At 62.3% G+C, this 15,067-nt stretch carries 19 protein-coding genes; 12 read left to right on the top strand and 7 right to left on the bottom strand.

Annotation, left to right across the window (positions count from 1 at the left end; all coding sequences use genetic code 11):
* Positions 1-47 precede the first annotated feature (47 nt).
* The 3 genes from E3O67_RS16545 to E3O67_RS16555 all read right to left on the bottom strand — a co-directional run bounded on the left by E3O67_RS16545 (position 48) and on the right by E3O67_RS16555 (position 1,724).
* Positions 48-674, bottom strand: coding sequence for an Abi family protein (locus E3O67_RS16545; RefSeq protein ID WP_241982261.1), 627 nt, complete (start codon positions 672-674; stop codon positions 48-50).
* A 284-nt stretch (positions 675-958) separates the two neighbouring features.
* Positions 959-1,264 carry a transcriptional regulator gene (locus tag E3O67_RS16550; RefSeq protein WP_134433162.1) on the bottom strand — a complete coding sequence of 102 codons (306 nt, stop codon included), beginning with the start codon at positions 1,262-1,264 and terminating at the stop codon, positions 959-961.
* Complete coding sequence (locus E3O67_RS16555) at positions 1,257-1,724, bottom strand: hypothetical protein (RefSeq protein WP_134433160.1); 468 nt, start codon at positions 1,722-1,724, stop codon at positions 1,257-1,259. The genes E3O67_RS16550 and E3O67_RS16555 overlap by 8 nt, the downstream gene beginning before the upstream one ends.
* Before the next feature lie 448 nt (positions 1,725-2,172).
* Between E3O67_RS16555 and E3O67_RS16560 the strand changes: the two genes are divergently transcribed.
* The 3 genes from E3O67_RS16560 to E3O67_RS16570 all read left to right on the top strand — a co-directional run bounded on the left by E3O67_RS16560 (position 2,173) and on the right by E3O67_RS16570 (position 3,835).
* On the top strand, positions 2,173-2,541 hold the full coding sequence (locus E3O67_RS16560) for a PadR family transcriptional regulator (protein ID WP_134374886.1): 369 nt from the start codon (positions 2,173-2,175) through the stop codon (positions 2,539-2,541).
* A 173-nt stretch (positions 2,542-2,714) separates the two neighbouring features.
* Positions 2,715-3,284 (top strand): hypothetical protein, encoded by a 570-nt coding sequence (locus E3O67_RS16565; protein ID WP_135103190.1) that lies wholly within the window; start codon positions 2,715-2,717, stop codon positions 3,282-3,284.
* Entirely contained in the window at positions 3,281-3,835 is a 555-nt protein-coding gene (locus E3O67_RS16570) for a hypothetical protein (protein WP_135103191.1), read from the top strand. Before E3O67_RS16565 ends, E3O67_RS16570 begins: the two co-directional genes overlap by 4 nt.
* Positions 3,836-4,132: 297 nt before the next feature.
* Here the strand turns inward: E3O67_RS16570 and E3O67_RS16575 are convergent, their stop codons facing one another.
* The 3 genes from E3O67_RS16575 to E3O67_RS16585 form a co-directional block, all read right to left on the bottom strand.
* Complete coding sequence (locus E3O67_RS16575) at positions 4,133-4,966, bottom strand: hypothetical protein (RefSeq protein WP_135103192.1); 834 nt, start codon at positions 4,964-4,966, stop codon at positions 4,133-4,135.
* A gap of 884 nt (positions 4,967-5,850) precedes the next feature.
* Positions 5,851-6,288, bottom strand: coding sequence for a hypothetical protein (locus E3O67_RS16580; protein WP_135103193.1), 438 nt, complete (start codon positions 6,286-6,288; stop codon positions 5,851-5,853).
* A 950-nt stretch (positions 6,289-7,238) separates the two neighbouring features.
* Positions 7,239-7,787, bottom strand: a complete 549-nt coding sequence (locus tag E3O67_RS16585) for a hypothetical protein (protein ID WP_135103194.1) — start codon at positions 7,785-7,787, stop codon at positions 7,239-7,241.
* A 159-nt stretch (positions 7,788-7,946) separates the two neighbouring features.
* Here E3O67_RS16585 and E3O67_RS16590 point away from each other — a divergent pair, with 159 nt between their 5' ends.
* The 4 genes from E3O67_RS16590 to E3O67_RS16605 all read left to right on the top strand — a co-directional run bounded on the left by E3O67_RS16590 (position 7,947) and on the right by E3O67_RS16605 (position 10,807).
* Positions 7,947-8,324 carry a hypothetical protein gene (locus tag E3O67_RS16590; RefSeq protein ID WP_135103195.1) on the top strand — a complete coding sequence of 126 codons (378 nt, stop codon included), beginning with the start codon at positions 7,947-7,949 and terminating at the stop codon, positions 8,322-8,324.
* 112 nt (positions 8,325-8,436) lie between these two features.
* A complete protein-coding gene (locus tag E3O67_RS16595; RefSeq protein WP_135103196.1) occupies positions 8,437-8,781 on the top strand; it encodes a hypothetical protein in 345 nt (114 codons plus the stop codon).
* Between the two features lie 860 nt (positions 8,782-9,641).
* On the top strand, positions 9,642-10,247 hold the full coding sequence (locus E3O67_RS16600) for a hypothetical protein (protein WP_135103197.1): 606 nt from the start codon (positions 9,642-9,644) through the stop codon (positions 10,245-10,247).
* Complete coding sequence (locus E3O67_RS16605; protein WP_135103198.1) at positions 10,244-10,807, top strand: DUF6036 family nucleotidyltransferase; 564 nt, start codon at positions 10,244-10,246, stop codon at positions 10,805-10,807. Before E3O67_RS16600 ends, E3O67_RS16605 begins: the two co-directional genes overlap by 4 nt.
* Positions 10,808-10,866: 59 nt before the next feature.
* On the opposite strand, the gene E3O67_RS16610 is transcribed toward E3O67_RS16605, so the two are convergent.
* On the bottom strand, positions 10,867-11,166 hold the full coding sequence (locus E3O67_RS16610) for a thioredoxin family protein (protein ID WP_135103199.1): 300 nt from the start codon (positions 11,164-11,166) through the stop codon (positions 10,867-10,869).
* Positions 11,167-11,220: 54 nt separating this feature from the next.
* Here E3O67_RS16610 and E3O67_RS17575 point away from each other — a divergent pair, with 54 nt between their 5' ends.
* From E3O67_RS17575 to E3O67_RS16635, 5 genes are all read left to right on the top strand, one after another.
* A complete protein-coding gene (locus tag E3O67_RS17575) occupies positions 11,221-11,985 on the top strand; it encodes a MerR family transcriptional regulator (protein WP_241982263.1) in 765 nt (254 codons plus the stop codon).
* Positions 11,986-12,169: 184 nt separating this feature from the next.
* The gene (locus E3O67_RS16620) at positions 12,170-12,802 is read left to right on the top strand and encodes an NAD(P)-dependent oxidoreductase (RefSeq protein WP_134429101.1); all 633 of its coding nucleotides are present in this window, start codon (positions 12,170-12,172) and stop codon (positions 12,800-12,802) included.
* Positions 12,803-12,816: 14 nt separating this feature from the next.
* The gene (locus tag E3O67_RS16625; RefSeq protein ID WP_167726704.1) at positions 12,817-13,254 is read left to right on the top strand and encodes a MarR family winged helix-turn-helix transcriptional regulator; all 438 of its coding nucleotides are present in this window, start codon (positions 12,817-12,819) and stop codon (positions 13,252-13,254) included.
* A gap of 178 nt (positions 13,255-13,432) precedes the next feature.
* Positions 13,433-14,668, top strand: coding sequence for an MFS transporter (locus E3O67_RS16630; protein WP_135103201.1), 1,236 nt, complete (start codon positions 13,433-13,435; stop codon positions 14,666-14,668).
* Positions 14,669-14,820: 152 nt separating this feature from the next.
* Positions 14,821-15,039: a hypothetical protein gene (locus E3O67_RS16635; RefSeq protein WP_135103202.1), complete on the top strand. Its 219-nt coding sequence runs from the start codon at positions 14,821-14,823 to the stop codon at positions 15,037-15,039.
* Positions 15,040-15,067: the final 28 nt, after the last annotated feature.

Raw genomic sequence — 15,067 nt, forward strand, 5'->3', positions numbered from 1 at the left:
ATCGAGGTCATCGACGAGGCGGTGATCCTCCCCGAACTCGCCGCCGCCTAAACTAAAACAGCTGACCCGCACGGTGTTGAGAAACTCCACCACTCAGCGGGACGTGACCGCTCCAAGATTTCGGTCAGGGCCCAGATGGGCATTTTGTCGTTGTACTTATCGCGAAAGTGCGCAACGAATGCTTCGTCAGACTCTGACTGACGCGCATTCACGCGCTCGAGCCACTGCTGGTGCTTGCTCGGCGTGGTGTCGCCCGTTCTGGTGTCGGTCTGCGCCTCAGTGAATGAACCCACGAAGTTGGAGGGATCAAGGTGAGCGAACGCCGATAGCCTGCCGAGTACATACCCGACCTGCATGCGAAAAGATATTTCGATTCTTTCGATGCCGTCAAGGACGAGCAGCCGCAGGCGACGATCAAAATCTATGAGTGTGGCGGCGTAATCGACCGAGGTTCCAGAGCGATAGTGGTTGAGGATGCGGACCCGACGTCGGCCTTCATCATCCACGTACGCTTCAGATTCGCGAAGCGGGTAGAGATAGCCAGTAAGGCGGTAGTAACCAACGGCTTGGAGTATCTGCCGGCAGTTCTCTGGGTCTCGCACTTCGACGCCGCGAGACGCGAGTTTGGCCATTTGGTCTTCAAGCGACAGCCATTTTTTGATGTACTCAGCCACGAGTCTCCTGGTTAAAGAAAATCAGCCCGAGCCGTGAGGCGAGCGGGCTGATCGTGATGAGATCACCGTACCACAGCCAGCCTGCAGCGCCTTGGAAACGAATCGAAAGCTCGTCCATTCAGAATCGCGATCGCGGAGCCTCGAACGGATCCCAGTGCTCGGATGTGTTTCTTGGAGGAACCGTCTATGCGACAGACCGCCCGCGGCGGGCCGGCGTGCGAGTCGGTCAGACCGGGGTGAAGTGCTTGCATACCAGCGTTTCAACCACGTCGACCGCTTGCAGGTCAGGTGGAGGATCCTGCAATCTGTCGCAGTGCACGCACGTGCGCGTCGAAGGCGGATCGCCCCGTCCGAGTGAGGGTTAGCCAGGTGATCCGGCGCGCGTCACCGCGGCCTTCGGATGCGACTTTGCTCGAAGTAACGTATCCGCTTGTGGCGAGGGTCTTCAGGTGCTTGGAGAGCGTGGCGTCCGACACTTTGAGCGCGTCACGGAGCACGGCGAAGTCAAGATGGTCGACCGGGCGTAGGAGCCCGCAGATGCGCAGCCGCACAGGTGCATGGATGGTCTCGTCGAACCTTGTTTCAACCACGGCGCAATTGCTCCACTGCTGATCGATAAGCGACACCGGCCAGCCAAGTCGTCGCCGCGAACGCGATCAGACTGGTGAGTGTGACAGCCCATTGCATGCCGAACGACACGAGACCGAGAGAGACGCTGAAAAGCACGAGGCAAGCGGCAGCGATCGCAACTATCGCCCAGCCGGCACGCGTGCCCATCTTCCGAAAGCGGACGCCAGTCTCGCGGCGGATCAGGTACGCGACCACGAGCGTGCCGACCAAGGCTAGCCAACCCGACGAGGGCGGTTCGTAGTTCTCGCCGGGATTGGTGGCCGCCGCGGCCGATACCCACCACGCGCCCACACCTCCGAAGGCGGCTAGCAGGACCCAGGGTACGTGCACGCTCGCGGCAAGGCGTTCCCGGTCGGTCGACAGCGTGTTCAAGCTGGCTGCGGCTTCGTCTGGTGAGGGATCCTGAAACTGATTTTCCATAGTGGAAAGTGTAACAGTCTCTTTCCATGTTGGTAACTGACCGAGATGCGGAAATGGCCGGCCCGGATTGCATCCGGCCGAGTCGGCGAGTTCTGCGAAAACGCCCAAGTCGTTCTCACGCTCGTGACGGCCTGAAGCGATCAGCGTGAATATTCGCCGATGCTATTTGCGGATCCAAACTCGGATACCGCTCCAGCGGTCAGGATCACAAACAGGCCATCCGCCTCCTCGCCCAAGCGCTCCCCGAGAAGAGAACCGCGGCAAGGGACTTGGGTTGACTCTTGGAAGCGAAGACTCTCACCTTCTACGGGGCGAGTCATTCACTGCCCTCGTACGGGACCTTCATGGTGCACAGAATCCACCGCTAGGCCTTCGTAGCCTTCGCGGACCAATATGGCCCCGAACAGGGGTATTGCTTATAAGAACCTATCTTCCTATAGTTGCGTCTATGGCACGCAGACGACCAGGTACTCTCTTTCCGATCGAGGTGGACATTCTGGAGAGCGGGCTCACGCTCCAAGCGAGTGAGGGCAGCTTCTACGGCTTCGCCCTGGCGAAGCAACTCTCCTCCCATGATGGTTTCGCGCTCACGGCTCACGGCACGCTCTACAAGGCGTTGTCTCGAATGGCGGAATCCGGCATCCTCGAAGCCAGCTGGGAAGACCCGGCCAGTGCCGAGTCCGAGGGACGGCCCCGACGCCGGCTGTACACCGTGACGGCGGAAGGTTCACGCGCCCTGGTCAAGGCGCAGGCGGAAACGAACCGCAAAGAGGCAAACGTGCCTCGGATCGCACAGGCAGGGGCGACTTTCGCATGAGCGTGTTGACATCTACGCCCTACCATCACGCCGTTCACCGGGTCTCTCGCTGGTGCTCGTGGTACACACGCAAAGTTGATGCCGAGGTCGCCGCTGCTCGTCGCGACGAACTCGCCTCGGACCTGTATGAGCACGCGATCTGGGCCGATGAATCGGGAACAACGCCGCGCGCGGTGGCTCGCGCAATCCTCAGTCGTGCGCTGCGGGGCGCACCTGCTGACCTGAGCTGGCGTCACGCGCAGCGAAGGCAAGTCGCCCTGGCGGACCCGACCGGCTTTCGCCGACACCGGGTCGAGGGCGCCGTATCGGCGCTCGTTCTGGTCGTGGCTTCCGCCGTGCTGGGCTGGGGTCTCTTCGTGCTCACCCGGATTGCGCTCAGCGTGATCGGGGAACAGATCCGGCCGGGCTCCGCAACCGCACTGACCATCGCCTCGTCTACTGTCCTCGCTGTCGGCGGACTAGTGCTGCTGTCTCGGCGCCGGACACGTGTCCTCGGCGCGCTCGTCATGGTGCCCGCTAGCTTTGGACTCGTTCACTTCGGCCTTTTTCAGCTCTACTCCCTCAGTGTCACGGTGGGTGCCTTGACCTTCACGATGCCAGGGTGGGATCTCGCTAGCAACAGCCTCATCGCAGGGCTTGGCTTGTTCTTCACTGCGGCAGCGATCTGGTGGTGGCCGGAACACCGGACCGCCCCTGCCGACACCGGCACCCGAATCAAGACAATTGGAGAGATGGCTCGATGAAGAAGAAACTCGCACTCGGAATCGGTTTGGCCGGAGCCGGGCTTCTGGCCCTCTCACTGACTGTCTTCGGGATGGGCGCGGCGGCGACGCTCAATCCTGCAGCCCCGGACTCACCATCCGTACGCGCGGCCGAAGCCGCCGTCGTTCCTGCCGAGGCTGTTACCCCCACACCAACCGGCACCCTGGGCACGTCGGTGACGTCGGAAGCGGGCGCTATCGAAGCTGCCGACAACTCTGATCCGATGGCATCCGAGGCGTTCAAGGCGATGACCCCCGATGAACAGGCCAACGGCAGGGAATGGGTGGAGACGCAGACGATCACGGCCGCCTGCATGAAAGACAAGGGATTCGTCTACACCTTCGAACCGTTCTGGGAAAGAGACAGCGCTGTGCTTCCAGTGATGTGGGAGGACACTCTTCCAACCTCCGAGCGGGCAGCCGCCCGCCTCGCACTCGACGGTGACACCGGAGGCGGCGCCGACTACCACTGGGACGACGCTGGATGCTGGGGCTACGCCGTCCACGTTATGGGCAACGACAACAACCACTGACGAGCCGCTGTTCCGGGGGAAACAGGTGTGCCCAAGCGGTCGATTCCAAGGGGGGCCGGTTCATTGGCCGGTCGGGAGGTTAGTTCGTGAGAACCAGTGAGTCCGCGAGACGGCGTGGCAGGCAGTTGGATCAGCCAATCCGGCATGGACAGTTGACGCGTCGGGGGCCGTGGCGGACGGTAGCGAAAACGCTTGGGTTCACCTTAGGTGTCCTTCTGGTCAGTGGGGGTTCCGTTGCCGCGGTTGCCACCTGGGACCTTGCGAGCAGGGCCGATTGCCGAGCGCCCAGATTCTGGGTCAGTGGGGGGACCGTAGCTGGTCGCCCGGTTGGAGCGCCGTGCCGGCTGCGCACCCGAGCTCTCCGGGCTGAAGCAGAATCTTGGGAACCTGCAACACCTGCACGCCGCCGACGTCTCGTTTCACGAGCAGGCAGTCGTCCCCATCGCCCATCGCGAAGCCGATGTCGCCGTCGACTACCGTCGCCTCGGGATCGAACGCGACCTCACGCTCACCGGTCGGCTGCGGCATCCGCTTGACGATCTCGGCGACTATGTCGTCAGCGGATGCCGCGGAAGGCGCATTTGTTAGCACCTCGACGACGAGAGCCTCCGCTCCGTCGGGAACAACGTCAACCAAGCGGGTGTCGACCGGAGGGGGGATGCGCTTTGCGTCCGGCGGGCAAGCGATGTCGTGGGCGACCGCCGTGTCGTCGCTCCATTCGCCGGGCTCGTCGGTCGCGACGCCCCAGAAATCGAACTGCGACTCAAAGCAAGCGACGTGCGGCCCTTCGTTCGGGGTGGGCTGTATCGTCGCACGAAACTGCAGCGCTCCAACTGGTTCGCCGTGGATCGCGCCGGGATACGGTTCGTAGCCGATCAACTCGACTACGGTCGATTTCTCGGTGTCGGTGTCAGCCCAACGGGCATAGTCATCGATCACGTCCGTCCCCTCACGGTAGAGACCCCGAGGGACGTCAGCGACTGCCTTGCGCGCCGACACTTGTGACACCGCGTCCGACGCCGGGACTGCTCCCGCGCAACCAGTAAGCGTGCCGCACACCGCCAAGGACAACCATGCGACGGGGCTCGGACGGTGCCGGTTCGAAACGGAATGGCGCACGTTGTTGATCAAACCACAAGTCGGCCGGATGTTGTTGCGCGGGAGATGGCCCACATCAGCACGGCGTCAACGCCGAAGGCGAAGTCAAGCGGTGGTAATCATGTCATCGACGGTACCGCGGCTCCCGCCCGCAAGGGGGACGTCAACCGTGACGGCTCTGAAGACTCGCCGCTCGGCGTCCCGCGCAGCGTTTTCTGTCGTGGCATGGGTACGAGCAGAAGCAGCTGCAGGACGGCACGAACTACGGGCTGTGCGGATTGCCTGTGTCGGGATTCACGATTAGGAAGTCGCCGAGCTTTGTCCATCCTGCTGGGATGACATCGTTGGCAACCACTAGTCTTGCGCTCCCAGTCCCAGAACCACCGACAGCCATGCGCGTTGCATTCCTATCGGACCCGCAACCTGAATTGGCCCCGTACCCTGGATTCACGAGTATCAGGCAGAAGCCGGGAAGATTGGTTTTGGGCTCGACGTAGTTCGTGACGAAATAGCTGATTCCAGCGTGATCACCGACGTGACGGCTGGACCCGGCGTCGCTCGTCAACGGTTCAGCAGCGGTGGGGAGAACATCCTCGGGACCACCGTCAGTTGCGAGAAACTTTCGGATCTGCGAGGTCGTGTCATCCATAGCGCACCCGGTAAGCGCCAGCGCGGCCGCGCATAGCAGCGTGCCCCATCGAATTCTTGCATCGACCATTGCACCCCGACTCAGTCGTTTGATCGAACGGTACCATGTGGGCGTGCTGCTCCTCGCGGGCGACCGGCCCTAAAAGGGGACGTCCACTGACGCAGATTCGTCGCCGATCCGCAGAAGTTCCGAAGTCCCGGGGGAGTGGCCTTTTGAAACCCTCAGCGCGCCGGTGCCGCAGGTTGATCCCGGTGTCGAGCCCAGGGAATCACTCTTCGGGGTTGACGATCAGGAAGTCGCCGAGCTTCGTCCACCCGTCCGGGATGATGTCGTCGGCAACCACGACTCTGGCGCTGCCCGTCGCGGAGCTGCTAACCCACAAACGTGTTGCGTTGACATCTGATCCGCAGCTTGAAGCTGCACCCTCCGACGGATTGGAGATCAGGAGGCAGTAGCCGGGTGCCCCGGAGGCCGGATCGATGTGCTTCGTGAGGAAGTAGCTGACGCCAGCGTGCTCGCCGACGAAACGGCTGGATTCGGGATCGCTCGTTGCGTCTGCGACCCCGGGCGGGAGCACGTCGTCCGGGCCGCTCTCGGCGGCCAAGAAGCCTCGGATCTGCGAGATCGAATCATCGGGTGCGCACCCGGTGAGGACCAGCGCCGCCGTGCAGATCAGTGCGCCCGCCCGAACCCTTAAACAAACCATTGCCCACGCTCCAGTCCTGTTGTCTCCTGACGGTACTGTGTCGCGGCACCAAAGATGATGACATCCACGGCCGGTTCTTGGCTCGCCTTGACCGGAGCCGCGTTCGATGAACGAAAGTCCGGGCCGCCAGCCAGCTGCGGAAGTTTCTCCGTCTGGGTCAGTACCCGAATCTGCTGAGGCGGTGCTGGTCGTTACGGTCGATACTCTTTCGGCGGCGGGGACGTTGGCAGGTCGCCGGGGGCAGCTCGGCCTCCGAAAGTCATGGTGGCGATCGAGGACAGCCCGGCACCGATGCCCTTGGCAAGGAAGGACAGGATTGCACACAGTACTTGCCATAGCCCGGCATGGCCTCGTGGCTGAGTCATGCGGTGCCCCGATCTCCGAGTCGTGTGCGTCTCGGCGTCGAGAGCATGCACGATCGCGCAGCTACTTCACGCGCGCATTTGTCACTCTACGAGGGTGACCAACGTGTATCCAATAGCCACAAGTACAAGATCGTCTTTGCGTACCCATAGTGCCACCGGTACCGACGCTGTTGAAGACATTTCTGCCGTCACGCGTGGGCTCATCCGCGGTCCCGATAGCCGGACGTCCATGGACGCAGGTTTGGCATCAATTCGCCGACGTCCGAAGTCTCGGGGGAGTGGCGTTTGGGAACGCTCTTTGGGGCGTTGCTATATCCCGGGAGCCTCGAATCAAAAGCTGGGATGAACGGCGGTCCGATCCGACTCCTGGCAATTTTTCCGGCCCTGATCATCGTGCCAGCCCTCCTCGTGTTTCCATCTGCGAGGTTGGCCATGCTCGCGATCGTCCTGGCGGTCACCGTGACAGCAAGCGTCATCGTCATCTTCCTCACCGCACGGGGGTTCCGCAGTACCCGTGTGCTGAGCACCTGATCTCCCTCAACGACTGGAATACTCCTCAAGGGGTAAGTGGCAATTGGGAACCCCCTACGGAACGATTGCGTGTGCGTCCTCTTGGGTGCGAAACAACAGCACCGCAAAGAGCCCGAAGACGGCGGTGCCCAGCCATCCGCTTATGCCTCCAAGTTCTGGTGCCACGAATAGTGTGCTCACTCCCAGCAGGATCAGGACCCCGGCCAAAACCGCGAATAAACGCATGCCGTAGAGCGAGATGAATACGAGATAGTGCGCTCCAACAATGATGAGCGCTGCGGGGAAGAAAAGAACGGGCTCGTACATGCCGAGGGCGATTGCAATCAGCATGCCGAGGGGCACTGTGAACGCGCACTGCATGGCCAATGCTGCTGATGGATGCCCCTTCGGTAGCGCGATTGGGCCGCCCAGCATCTTCATAAGGAGAGTGCTCAGCGGGAAGATCAGCATGCCGCCGAAGAAGAGCGCAGCCATGCCAGCAGTGACGGAGCCCCAGGTGAAGACCGCGCTGGCCACCGCCCAGATGACCGCGGACACCAAAGGTCCGAGGAATCCAGCACGATAGATGCGACGCACATCGGCCTGGGCTTGTGAAACTTCCATGTCATCCCCAATGATCGAGCGATATAGCAAACCGCAAATAAGGATAGGGCAGGGCAGCGCCCCACGCCGAGCATTGCGCATGGGCCGCTACAGCACCAATCAAACGCCCGTAGACGAACTTTGTGCGGGCATTTTTCTGTGACCTGTAGGTTGGCTGTCATGCCCAAGGACCGCACACCGAGGCGACTGCCGGTCATCGCCGCCGCGGGTGGAGTTGTCCTGCACTTCTTTGTCAGCGTTGCGCTGCTGCTCATCCTGATTTCTGCGGCCTACGGCTTCGCCGGCTCAGTACCCGGTGGCGGCGAGGTGAGCAGCATCGATCAGCTCCATAAGCTCGGCGCGAGTCCGTCCCTCGGAATATTCGCGCTAGCAATGTTCGGTCTACTGGATTTCGTGCTGACCGTGTTTTTGCTCGCTGTGCCACGGACTCGGCAATGGGCGTTCGTCGCGCCAGTCACGGCGATCGTGACAAGTGGACTCGTGGCGTTGCTGGCGATCCTTGCGTTCCAACCCCCTGCGCCGGACATCGGCGGCTGATGCCCAGCGGCCATGATGCGAAAGGACCCCGGCCGTGGTATTGGGGCGTGCCAGGCAAGCACCAAGGACGTTTCGGCGGGAGAATGGGGACTAACGGGAAGTGGCTGACTAAATGGTGAGATCGTGGCTCGAAAGACGGATCGCGCGCGCCGAAGCCGAGCGGGCCATTCTGCCAATTAGTGACACGCTCCTGGACGAAATCGGCCCAATTGACCTCACCGAGGAGAACCATGAATCGGAAGAGCGCTGGCAAGTAGCTTCGGAACTCAGCATCTTGGAGTCGGAAATGGCCGGGAGTCGATTTTGGCGTCTAGACGGGGAAGGTGAACGTTATCGAGCTGAGGCGATCGAACGAATTCGAAGCCTACTGCCGGAGGTTCTCAACCTTCACTTGACGCAGACGGCCGCTGTTCTGAACAAGATAACGACCCTCTTAAGTAATATCGACAACCGGTAGGGGTGACCGCGTCGCCCGCAGAAGTTGTAATGACGAGACACCAATCAACCGTGTGCGTGACGACCGTGAATACACTGGCGGCCTCGGGCGGGCCGCCTTGTTATCGGCCGCTATACGGACTCGTCGCGGTTAGGTGAGACCGAGATCGGGTAAGAACGATTCGGCAGCCTGCTCGGGGTGGTGGATATATACGGGTGAGCCCCGATCACACGTCGGTCGATTGCTTGCGAAGCTCTGTATCGGTTCACCACGCGAAGGGAATATCGCACTCTCGAATTTCTACGTGGTCCCAAGGACCGCCACCGCCGGTCGTGAGGAGACTTCTGGTGAACCTGAACAAACAGGGAACGTACGCATCGTTCAATATCGTCGTTGCGTTGACTGGTTGAAACTGCCAGATGTGCTGAAGTTGAAACCTCGCAACTCAGGCGTCCCGCAAGTGGGACGTTGTCCGCAACCTCTGCCTCAGCCACAACTCGCTCCCGTACCCATACCCGCTCCGCGGCTCGGCGCGTCAGGACCTTCCCTGCCACGTCTAGCAGGTCCCTCATGAGCTCGCCGATTGCAGACATTCCCCGGGGGCCGGTGCGCCGGGTTCGGCCGTGAATGATGGCGTACCGGGTGCGGAACACGGGTGCCTCAATTTGAAATTGAGGGTCGTAGGAGATCACCACGTCGAATGGCGCGGCCCTCTCCTGTTGTCCAGTGAGAGGAAGACGACACATTTACTGTTTCATACCGGGTGCGTGTGGGTGGCGCGGCGGACGCCGGTGGCGAGGCCTTCCGTCCCGGCAGGCAGGATCGTCCTCAGACGCTGGGCGACTCCGAGTTCAGTGAGGGGGGGTGTAGAGACGGATCATTTGGGGCTGATTGACGGCGAGGAGGTCACCGCGGCGGGGCCGGTCGTAGCTGATGAACGCGTCCTGGGTGCCGACCTGGGCCAACGCTTGCCGACCTGGACTCTGGAAGCGGGGGCTTGCCGCTCGGACTTGATGCGCGCACGTTTATGCACCGTTTATTGGGTCGAGACCTGGTTAGTTGCTGCCAAAGTCACGCGGATGGAACAGTCCGAGCGGGACGACCGGTTTCAGCTTGGAATGCTCAAGCGTGCCCTGGCTGTGATGGGGCGACGTCCCCGCGTGGAGGTCGTCAACATTCGTCGTGAAGAAAGGGTGACGATGGAACTGCATCGCGCTCTCGCGAACAGGCTCAGGACCGATCCGAAGGCTGTGCTTGATGTGGTGCCGGACAACCTCGATCGCCTTCGGGCTGGGCTCCGTTCCCCGATCGGGCAGAAGTGGGTGGATCGTTGGGCCGAGCGTGTGGATAGTCCCGTGGACCTACTCATCCTGGGCATGCTCGCGGACACTCCGGAAGGGCGGGAACTCCGACAGAACTCGCCGTTCGCTGGCGCTCTCACTCAGGGCGAGCGGGTCGCAGCAATCGAGCGAGTTAACCAAGAATGAAACGCAGGGAGCTCGAGGAGACGATCAGGCAAGCGACCAGGGCCACTGAGCGACGCGAGGTACTCGTTGTCGGTAGCCTGGCCATCCTCGGTTCCTATGATGATGCGCAGCTGCCCGAACGGGCCACGCACTCTGAAGAGGTTAACATTGCACCGATCGCAGACGCTGCGGATTACACCCTGGCTACGCTCATCGACGCCAAGCTGGGGGAGTGGTCACAGTTTCACATGGACCACGGCTTCTACGTGGAGGGTGTCAACGTCACGACCGCGGTGCTCCCGAATGGCTGGGAGACCCGCACCGTTCAGCTGGCATCAGACGGTCCCAACGGCGCACTGGCCCGATGCCTCGATCCACACGACCTGTGTACCGCGACGCTGGTTCGTGGTGACGAAAAGGACCTGGAGTTTGTGGATGCGCTAGTCGAAGCCGGGCTCATCGATCCCGTCCCTCTCGTGCGGATCTGCAAGAACCTCTCAGTCACAGATACCCGACGCAACATTGCGATCCAGCGCGCAGGTCTTCCTCCGTGGATAGTTCGTCGTCGACCGTGGTCATGAAGCAAGGAGGGGCCAATCCGCCACCGAAAACGAAAAGCCATATTCCGGACGGATGACGCTCATGCTGCTGTGATCGCTTCGCGCAGTTGTTCCAGCGTCGGTGCGCCGGCGAACCCGGCTGGGGTCGCATAGATGCGGCAGGCGAGTCCCACTGCGGCCAACGGGTCAGGAAAGAGGTCCCGTTTGTTGACCAGGAGGCTCGGGGATCCCCGGAAGCCGATCGTCTCCGCGTCCTCCACGCTCTTGATCAGCTGCCGGTGAACGATGAGGCCGGGGTTTTCTGCTGCGATTACCGCGAGCAGCTCTGCCGCGATCGTCCAGTTCGGGCATCCGTCGAGGTACTGCAGTGTGATTTCCATATGTTCACGGTAAACGTTGCACCACGCTGCAGGGTCAAGTGGTGGAATGTAAGGATGCAGAGCAGGGACCTTGCCAGTGTGAGCGGCGTGACCGCACAGACCATCAGGTTTAATAAGCGACGCGGCCTGTTGCCCCCCGCCGCGCGTGATCGGAACGGCTACCGCCGATACGACGAAGTGGCGCTCTCTCGCCTGCAGTTCATCCGTTCCGCCCAGACGGCCGCCCTGACGCTGACCGAAATTAGCAGCATCACGTTCGACAAGCAGGTGACGTGCCCTGTGAGCACGTCTCCAGCCTCCTCGTCACCAAACTTGAGGACGTGCACCGTCGGCAAAGAGAACTCGTGCTCCTCGAGACAGAGCTGCACCACTTGCTCAGCGCAAGCAAGGATCTCGACCCGGCCGACTGCGAAGCAGGCAGCGTCTGCCACATCATCGCGCAGGGTCAGTCCGAGAATTCGCGCCGGCATGGCGTGGATCGAATGTGACGCTCTCCATCCGACGAGGCCGGTTCGGCGGAGCGCTCGGACTTGGTGCGCGCGTTTATGCACCGTCTATTGTGTCGAGATCGGCCTAGGGGGGTCGAGGTCAATGCTCGGCTCGCTACCCCGGCGGGCGATGCAGTTACGATCACAGCTCGCAACTCCGGGGGTCTTGGTGAGGCCGTCGTGGTCGACACGGGAGTGGGCCTGGCCGAGAAAGACACAGAGCGTGGCTTCGCGCGGTTCAATCGTGCCAGGACAGCACCGCTGCTCCGCAGGATCCAGGTCACGCCCAACCCGGCCGCCCGCGAGAAGGCGCGTGCGCACAGTGCGTTGATGGCGACGCTGACGCTGGATACGGGGCATGGAAGTGGCGACGCGCAGGTCCGCCTGTGCCGAAGCCGCAGCGTCGTTGACCCCGTCACCGGCCATCGCAACACGCGTCGTCAAACGTCAGCCGTGGTGGTTCCGGTTCGTAGGCGTACTAGCCGTTGTAACGTTTAGCGACTAAACTACTTGGCATGACAGTAATTGCTATATTTGGCGCGACCGGCAGGACCGGGCGTCGCGTGCTGACGCGCGCTCTTGCCGCGGGATTTGATGTGCGGGCTCTGGTGCGTGATCCGGCCAAGCTCGCAACGACGTCGCCGGCTCTGACGGTTATTCGCGGTGACGTGTTGGATTTGTCTGCTGTGGATCAGACGGTGGCGGGCTCAGACTCCGTGCTCAGCCTGTTCGGGCAGGTGAAAGGTTCGCCGCCGACGCTCCAGGCCGAGGGCACGCAGCTGATCGTGGACGCCATGGGGCGGCACGACGTGAAACGGATCGTCACCCTGTCCGGCGGCGGCCTATCCGCTCCACTAGACCGACCTGGTCCCTCCGACCGCATCATCAGGTTCTTGCTAAAGACCCTGTCCGGGCATGTCCTCGCCGACGCAGAGCAGCACCTGCGGGTGCTCAAGGCGTCAAGGCTGGAGTGGACGGTGGTTCGTGGTCCGCGGCTGACCGAGAAACCGGGCACAGTCACGTACCGGGTGGGGTGGGTGGGTGTTGATGCCAGCACCCAGATCAGTCGAGATGATCTCGCAGACTTCATCCTCACCCAGGTCAAGGACCGCACCTTCATCGGGCAGATGCCGTTCATCAGCGCGTGACTCAATCACGACCCGTGCTTTCATCTCACCGGGCGAGTCAGGTGGGGGAGGTGTTGGCGGCCGTCGTTCGGCTGTCACGATCGCTGGCGAACCCGCGGTCAACTCCGTTCGGCAGCACGGTCCTTACCCGCACCCAGCTGGATGTTCTCTTCGTCCTCGCTCACGCGCCGGACTCTGTAACACCAGGTAAGCTCGCCGCACTGTTGCAGGTCACCCCGGGTGCCGTCACTCAGCTGGTAGACCAGCTACGTGAGCATGACCTGGTGGAGCAGTTCGCTTCTGACCAGGACGGACGGGTGCGGCTCCTTCGGCTCACCAGCTCCGCGCGCTCCCAGGTGGAGGCCTTCGAGGGCGTCGCCATTCAACGCTCCGCGCCATGGTTTGACACTCTGACAGACGACGCACTGACCAACCTCGCTGGACTGCTCGCACAGGTGAAAGGCGGGTCCTGATGGGTGCGGCCTTTCTGACCCGCGCGACTGGAACGGTCGGCTCGGCCGTGGTGGAACACCTGCTCCGGCTCGGGCAACCCGTGATCGTAGGCATCCATCATCAACTCGATTCCGCACGGATCCCACACCCGGGACGTATCTCGGCGCCTTGATGGCTCGGGGCGGCTAGGGTTTGCTCGTGTCGTTAGGTAAAGGGTTCAGGCGGCTTTGGGCGGGCAACGCGGTCGGCAACCTGAGCGACGGCTTGATGTTCGTGGCGATACCGCTGCTGGCAACATCGTTGACGACGGATGCCATTCTCATCGCCGGCCTTGCCGCCGTGTACTCGGCTGTGCGTTTGTTGGTGGTGGTTCCGGTCGGGGTCTACGTCGATCGATTCGACCGTCGAACGATCTTGTGGATCACGAATCTCAGTCGAGCGTCGCTTGTGATCATGATGGCGGTCTTGTTCGCGATCGGCTTTGGCTCCGTTTTGCTTCTGTATGTCGTTCTCGCGGGCGTCGGAATCCTGGAGACCGCCGCGGACAACGCGGCATTGTCGATCCTGCCGTCGGTCGTTCCAGCGAACCAACTAGACCAGGCGAACAGCCGCATCTCGGCAGCTCAACTCCTTGCCGATGAATTCGCAGGTCCGCCACTGGGCGGCCTCCTGTTCGCCCTCGGGGCTGCGGTTCCAGTCTTGGCTGCCGGCGGCTTCTATGCAGCGGCCGGGTTCTTCTTCCTTGCGCTCCCGCGTCCGGGCGTCGTCCACGGCCTTCTCTCGCCTCGCCGATCCGTGTTCCGGGAAGCCGCAGACGGTGCCAGGTGGCTTCACGGACACCGGTTGTTGAGCGGCCTGGCTGTAGTCGGCGGGCTCGCGAGCGTTGCATACATGATGCCGTTTTCCGTCCTGGTGCTATACGCGCAGCAAACTCTCGGTCTTGGTCCAGCGGGGTATGGCCTGATTCTGGCGGTGTCAGCACTCGGCGGCCTTGTCGGCTCGATCATTACGGCACCACTTCGATCATGTGTGGGGTACGGATGGACGATCGTGGGCAGTCTCTTCCTCGGTGCCGCGTCCATGTTCGCGCTCGCCTTCGTCCGGATTCCTTGGCTGGCCGCGGCTCTCCTGGCCGCGTACATCCTTCACTCCGTTGTGTGGGGAATCTGCGTGAACTCGCTTCGGCAGCGCCTGGTCCCCGAGAACCTCCGAGGGCGGGTCAACGCATCGTCCAAGGTTCTTGGCCTCATCGGTCTCACCGTGGGAGCAGCCCTCGGCGGGGTCCTCGCGTCGTCGCTGTCTCTGTGCGTGCCGTTCCTGGCGAGCGGCATCCTGTTCATCTGCTGCGGCGCAATCGTTTGGTGGCTGTTTCGATCTGATCTGCAGTCAGGATCGGACTCGGACATGGCGCTAGAAGCCGCGCGCAACGATTAGCGCTGCCCGACCGTGACGCCGTCAGACGAAAACCTTGAGCGACGCGCACCGAGCGTAGTGCCGCCACGACGCCGGCGAGAGTCTATGGCCAGCTGCCCGGACACTTCGCCGAGCCCAAGCCCGCCGACGCCGCCGACGCGCTACCGAACGTCTTGGACCAGGCTCAAGCCGAGGGCTGGAGCCTTACCCACACCCTCGAGCGTCTGCTCTCCATCGAGGTCACCGCGACGGACACCCGCCGGCTCTCCGGCCGGTTCCGGTTCGCGAACCTCCCCACCGGCGCCACCCTCTCGAGCCGGTGTTCGACGCGGTTCGGCGGGTCGGAGTGGCCTCGAGCGTCCAGGGTCACCTTCGCTGTGCTTTCGGGGTAGGTGCGGGTGGGTTCGTTGCTCTAAATCA

It is taken from the genome of Cryobacterium sp. TMT3-29-2, assembly GCF_004564305.1.
Lineage (GTDB): Bacteria > Actinomycetota > Actinomycetes > Actinomycetales > Microbacteriaceae > Cryobacterium > Cryobacterium sinapicolor.

What these genes read in the sequence shown, in the direction of transcription:
- E3O67_RS16620 (WP_134429101.1), top strand. Translation starts at nt 12,170, where the DNA reads ATGACAGTAATTGCTATATTTGGCGCGACCGGCAGGACCGGGCGTCGC.
- E3O67_RS17575 (WP_241982263.1), top strand. Translation starts at nt 11,221, where the DNA reads ATGCAGAGCAGGGACCTTGCCAGTGTGAGCGGCGTGACCGCACAGACC.
- E3O67_RS16585 (WP_135103194.1), bottom strand. Translation starts at nt 7,787, where the DNA reads ATGGAAGTTTCACAAGCCCAGGCCGATGTGCGTCGCATCTATCGTGCT.
- E3O67_RS16570 (WP_135103191.1), top strand. Translation starts at nt 3,281, where the DNA reads ATGAAGAAGAAACTCGCACTCGGAATCGGTTTGGCCGGAGCCGGGCTT.
- E3O67_RS16610 (WP_135103199.1), bottom strand. Translation starts at nt 11,166, where the DNA reads ATGGAAATCACACTGCAGTACCTCGACGGATGCCCGAACTGGACGATC.
- E3O67_RS16595 (WP_135103196.1), top strand. Translation starts at nt 8,437, where the DNA reads ATGGTGAGATCGTGGCTCGAAAGACGGATCGCGCGCGCCGAAGCCGAG.
- E3O67_RS16590 (WP_135103195.1), top strand. Translation starts at nt 7,947, where the DNA reads ATGCCCAAGGACCGCACACCGAGGCGACTGCCGGTCATCGCCGCCGCG.
- E3O67_RS16560 (WP_134374886.1), top strand. Translation starts at nt 2,173, where the DNA reads ATGGCACGCAGACGACCAGGTACTCTCTTTCCGATCGAGGTGGACATT.
- E3O67_RS16555 (WP_134433160.1), bottom strand. Translation starts at nt 1,724, where the DNA reads ATGGAAAATCAGTTTCAGGATCCCTCACCAGACGAAGCCGCAGCCAGC.
- E3O67_RS16605 (WP_135103198.1), top strand. Translation starts at nt 10,244, where the DNA reads ATGAAACGCAGGGAGCTCGAGGAGACGATCAGGCAAGCGACCAGGGCC.
- E3O67_RS16580 (WP_135103193.1), bottom strand. Translation starts at nt 6,288, where the DNA reads ATGGTTTGTTTAAGGGTTCGGGCGGGCGCACTGATCTGCACGGCGGCG.